This window comes from Dialister sp. UBA1703, assembly GCA_002320515.1.
GTDB lineage: Bacteria > Bacillota > Negativicutes > Veillonellales > Dialisteraceae > Dialister.
In genome coordinates this window covers 271-3970 of record DCJJ01000068.1, presented here as the reverse complement: position 1 = coordinate 3970, position 3700 = coordinate 271, and the positions used below count along the sequence as shown (strand labels likewise).

Here is a 3700-nt window from a genome sequence, read left to right as displayed (position 1 = left end):
CCGACAGGCGGCCATAACCCTCGGCCCGGAGGGCCGTCAACCCTCACACCGAAGGTGTGCTCAATGAACCCGGGCCGTGAGGCCCTGATATAGAACATATAAAGGAAACCATTATGAACAGTGACTTTAGAAAGATTCCCATCGCCGTCATCGGCCTTGGCCTCATGGGAGGCTCCTTTGCCAAAAGGCTGAAGGAGCTGGGCCATCCGGTGATTGGCCTGAACCGCACGGAAAGTGTGGCCAAGGAGGCCCTGGCCATGGGAATCGTGGACTCCATCGATCCGAAGGATCTGAAGAAGGCGGAAATCGTCATTTTCTGCACGCCGGAAAGGGGTACCCTTTCCTTTATTAAAGAGCACCTGTCCCTCATTCATGAGAAGGCGGTGCTCACCGACATTGCCGGCGTGAAGAATGGCTTTGCAGGAGAAATCAAAGCCCTCCTTCCGGAAGGCATGGATTTCGTGTCCGGCCATCCCATGTGCGGCAGGGAAGGGGCGGGCCTTGCCCAGGCGGACGGCTCCATTTTCGACGGTGCCAATTACGTGCTCATCCCCGAGCCCTGGAACAGGAAGGAACATCTGGAGCTGGTGAAGCGCATGGCGGAGGAGCTGGGCTGCGCCCATGTGCCGGTGGTGACGGCAGAGGAACATGACCGGGCCATTGCCTACACCAGCGACCTCACCCACGCAGTGGCCACCGCCCTCATGAACAGCAGCTCCTACTCGGAAAAGACGAAGTATTTCATCGGCGGCTCCTTCCGGGACGAGACCCGGGTGGCCGATATTAATGGAAAGCTCTGGACCTCCCTTTTCCTGGCCAACCGGGAGAAGCTCCTGGAGGAAATCGACCGGTTCAGCGAAGCGCTGCAGCAGCTCCGGGGCGCCATTGCAGCAGAAAAGGAAGAGGAAATTACCGCCTTTCTGGAAGAGGCGGGCAGAAGAAGAAGGGAAATGATGGATCGTGGCAACAGTTAAAGTCAATCTGGGAAAAGATTCCTATGAAATTGAAATCGAGCGGGGCCTTCTGGACAGGGTGGGAGGCAAAATCCGCGCCCTCACGAAGGCGGAGAAAATCGCCGTCATTACCGATGACCATGTGGAACCACTCTACGGGGAACGGATACGGAAGGTGCTGAGGGAGGCCGGCTTTGAGGTACGGGTCATTGCCATTCCCGCCGGCGAGACCAGCAAGAATTTGAAAGTCCTCTCCGACGTGTATGACGCCCTGTCGGAGTTTGGTATGTCCCGGAGTGACGCCCTGGTCACCCTCTCCGGCGGCGTACCCGGCGATTTGGGCGGCTTTGCGGCAGCCACCTACATGAGGGGGATTCCCTTCTTCCAGATTCCCACCACCATATTGGCCCAGATCGACAGCTCCGTAGGCGGCAAGGTGGCAGTGGACCTGCCCAGCGGGAAAAACCTGGCCGGCGCCTTCTACCAGCCCAAAGGGGTCTTCATCGACCCGGACCTGCTGAAGACTCTTCCCACCCGCTACGTCCATGACGGACTGGCGGAAGCGGTGAAGTACGGCTGCATCGGAGACCGGGAACTTTTTGAAATCTTTGAATCCTTGGAAACGGAAGCGGATCTGGACAGCCACATGGAAGAAATCATCCTCCACAGCGTACTGCAGAAAACAAGGGTGGTGGAGGAAGATGAATTTGACAACGGCCTGCGGCAGACCTTGAATTTCGGCCACACCATCGGCCACGCGGTGGAACGGTATTTCCACTATTCCACCTTCACCCACGGCGAAGGGGTGGCCATTGGCATGAGCCTTCTGACGGAACAGACGGAAAAGATGGACCTTACGGAAAAAGGCACTGCCAGCCGCCTTATCCGGGTACTCCGGAAGCTCTCCCTTCCCACGTCTATCGGCGTGCCGGCAGAGGATCTCATTCCCCAGATTATGCATGACAAGAAGAGAAGGGGAAAGAAAATCACCCTGGTGGTGCTGAAGAAAATCGGAGCCTGTGAGCTTCTTCCCATTTCCACCGACGACCTTTCTCAGTACGTAGTCACCCAGTGAGGAGGACCCCATGAATCTCACCATCCATCCCCGTCCCCTTTCCGGCACCCTCCGGGTGCCCTCGTCCAAAAGCATGACCCATCGGGAAATCATAGCCGCCGCCCTGGCAGAAGGGGTGTCGGAAGTCACCGGCGTCACCTGGTCCCAGGATATTGAGGCCACCGTGCGTATTCTGACCCGGCTGGGCGCGTCCATCGAGAAGAAAGAAGGGGAAGGAGGGCTCATCCTTTCTATTTCCGGCGGCCTTCGGAAACAGGAGGGTCTTATAGAGGCGGACGCCGGCGAATCGGGCTCCACCCTCCGTTTCCTTATTCCCCTGGGCCTGTCCTTTGGAAATCATGTGGTCTACACCGGCCACGGCCGTCTGGCAGAGCGGCCCCTTACCCCCTACTACCGCCTCTTTGACAAAAAGGGGATTTCATACCATACCCAGGGAGGCCTTCCGCTGGAGGTATCCGGAAAGCTCACCGGCGGCCTCTACGAACTTCCCGGCGATGTGAGCTCCCAGTTCTTCACAGGCCTTCTCTTCGCCCTTCCCCTGGCGGAAGAAGACTCCGTCCTGCAGAGCACCACACCGCTGGAATCGAAGAGCTACGTGGATATGACAGTGGACACCCTTTCCCGCCACGGCATTACCATTTACGACAGGGGAGAGGGCAGGTATGACATTCCCGGCGGCCAGCACTATCAAAAAGGCACCTTCTCCGTGGAAGGAGACTACTCCCAGGCTGCCTTCTGGCTTACCGCCGCCCTTTCCGGCGGAAATATTACCCTCACCGGCCTCTCCGACGCCTCCCTTCAGGGAGACAAGGCCATTGTAAGCCTGTTTCAGCACATGGGCGGTCATATGGAAAAGACGGAAAAGGGACTTGCCGCCAGCCGGAGCAGCCTTCATGGCATGACCATGGACGCGGAAAACGTGCCCGACCTGGTGCCCGCCTTTGCTGCCATGGCCGCCGTAAGCGAAGGGGTGACTGAAATCATTCACGCCGGCAGGGTGAGGCTCAAAGAATGCGACCGCCTCCATGCCATGGCGGTGGAACTCCATAAACTGGGGGCAGACATAGAAGAAAAGCCCGAAGGCCTTGTCATCCGGGGGAAACCCTTCCTTTCCGGCGGAACAGTATCCTCCTGGAACGATCACCGCATAGCCATGGCCCTGGCATCCATTACCCCCAGGCTTACCGGCCCCCTTACCATAGAAGGTGCAGAAAGCGTAAAGAAATCCTACCCCCGTTTCTGGGAAGACTTCCGGAAAGTGGGAGGGAAGGTAGTAGAGGCATAGCGGCGCTTGCCGGTATTCCCGAAAGAAAAAGGGGTTTAGGCGCCTTGCGGCGCCCGGGTTCAAAAGGTTCATAGGGTTCAAAGGGTGGTGGTGGCGCCTCTAAATTATAGAAGGCGCCAGTTTGTATAAAACCATACAACCGCCCTGCGGGCGTCGGAAAACAGGCCAGCCTCGCTTCGCTCGAGGAAATGCATTTCCCCTTTGGTGTCTGGCGCCACCACCTTTCCCCCCTCTTCGAGGGGGCACTATGGATGCTTAGCCATGGGGCCATGTCTCTCCAGGAAAGCATAGAGCGATTGATTCTGTCCCCCGGCTGGGGTGGCAAGGGAACACGATTCGTAAGGGAGCAAAGCGACCTGAGAATCGTGTGACACGCTTTCCCGTGGA

At 57.9% G+C, this 3700-nt stretch carries 3 protein-coding genes; all 3 read left to right on the top strand.

The window, feature by feature from the left end:
* Positions 1–113 precede the first annotated feature (113 nt).
* From B2Y11_RS03155 to aroA, 3 genes are read left to right on the top strand one after another with little or no spacing between them, the layout of a single operon-like run.
* Positions 114–974 carry a prephenate dehydrogenase gene (locus B2Y11_RS03155; RefSeq protein WP_291056105.1) on the top strand — a complete coding sequence of 287 codons (861 nt, stop codon included), beginning with the start codon at positions 114–116 and terminating at the stop codon, positions 972–974.
* The gene (gene aroB, locus B2Y11_RS03150; protein WP_291056103.1) at positions 961–2028 is read left to right on the top strand and encodes a 3-dehydroquinate synthase; all 1068 of its coding nucleotides are present in this window, start codon (positions 961–963) and stop codon (positions 2026–2028) included. Before B2Y11_RS03155 ends, aroB begins: the two co-directional genes overlap by 14 nt.
* Before the next feature lie 10 nt (positions 2029–2038).
* On the top strand, positions 2039–3313 hold the full coding sequence (gene aroA / locus B2Y11_RS03145; protein WP_291056101.1) for a 3-phosphoshikimate 1-carboxyvinyltransferase: 1275 nt from the start codon (positions 2039–2041) through the stop codon (positions 3311–3313).
* Positions 3314–3700 lie beyond the last annotated feature (387 nt).

Bases quoted from the DNA above. Each gene is read 5' to 3' on its own strand.
- B2Y11_RS03155 (WP_291056105.1), top strand. From the start codon at position 114: ATGAACAGTGACTTTAGAAAGATTCCCATCGCCGTCATCGGCCTTGGC.
- aroA (WP_291056101.1), top strand. From the start codon at position 2,039: ATGAATCTCACCATCCATCCCCGTCCCCTTTCCGGCACCCTCCGGGTG.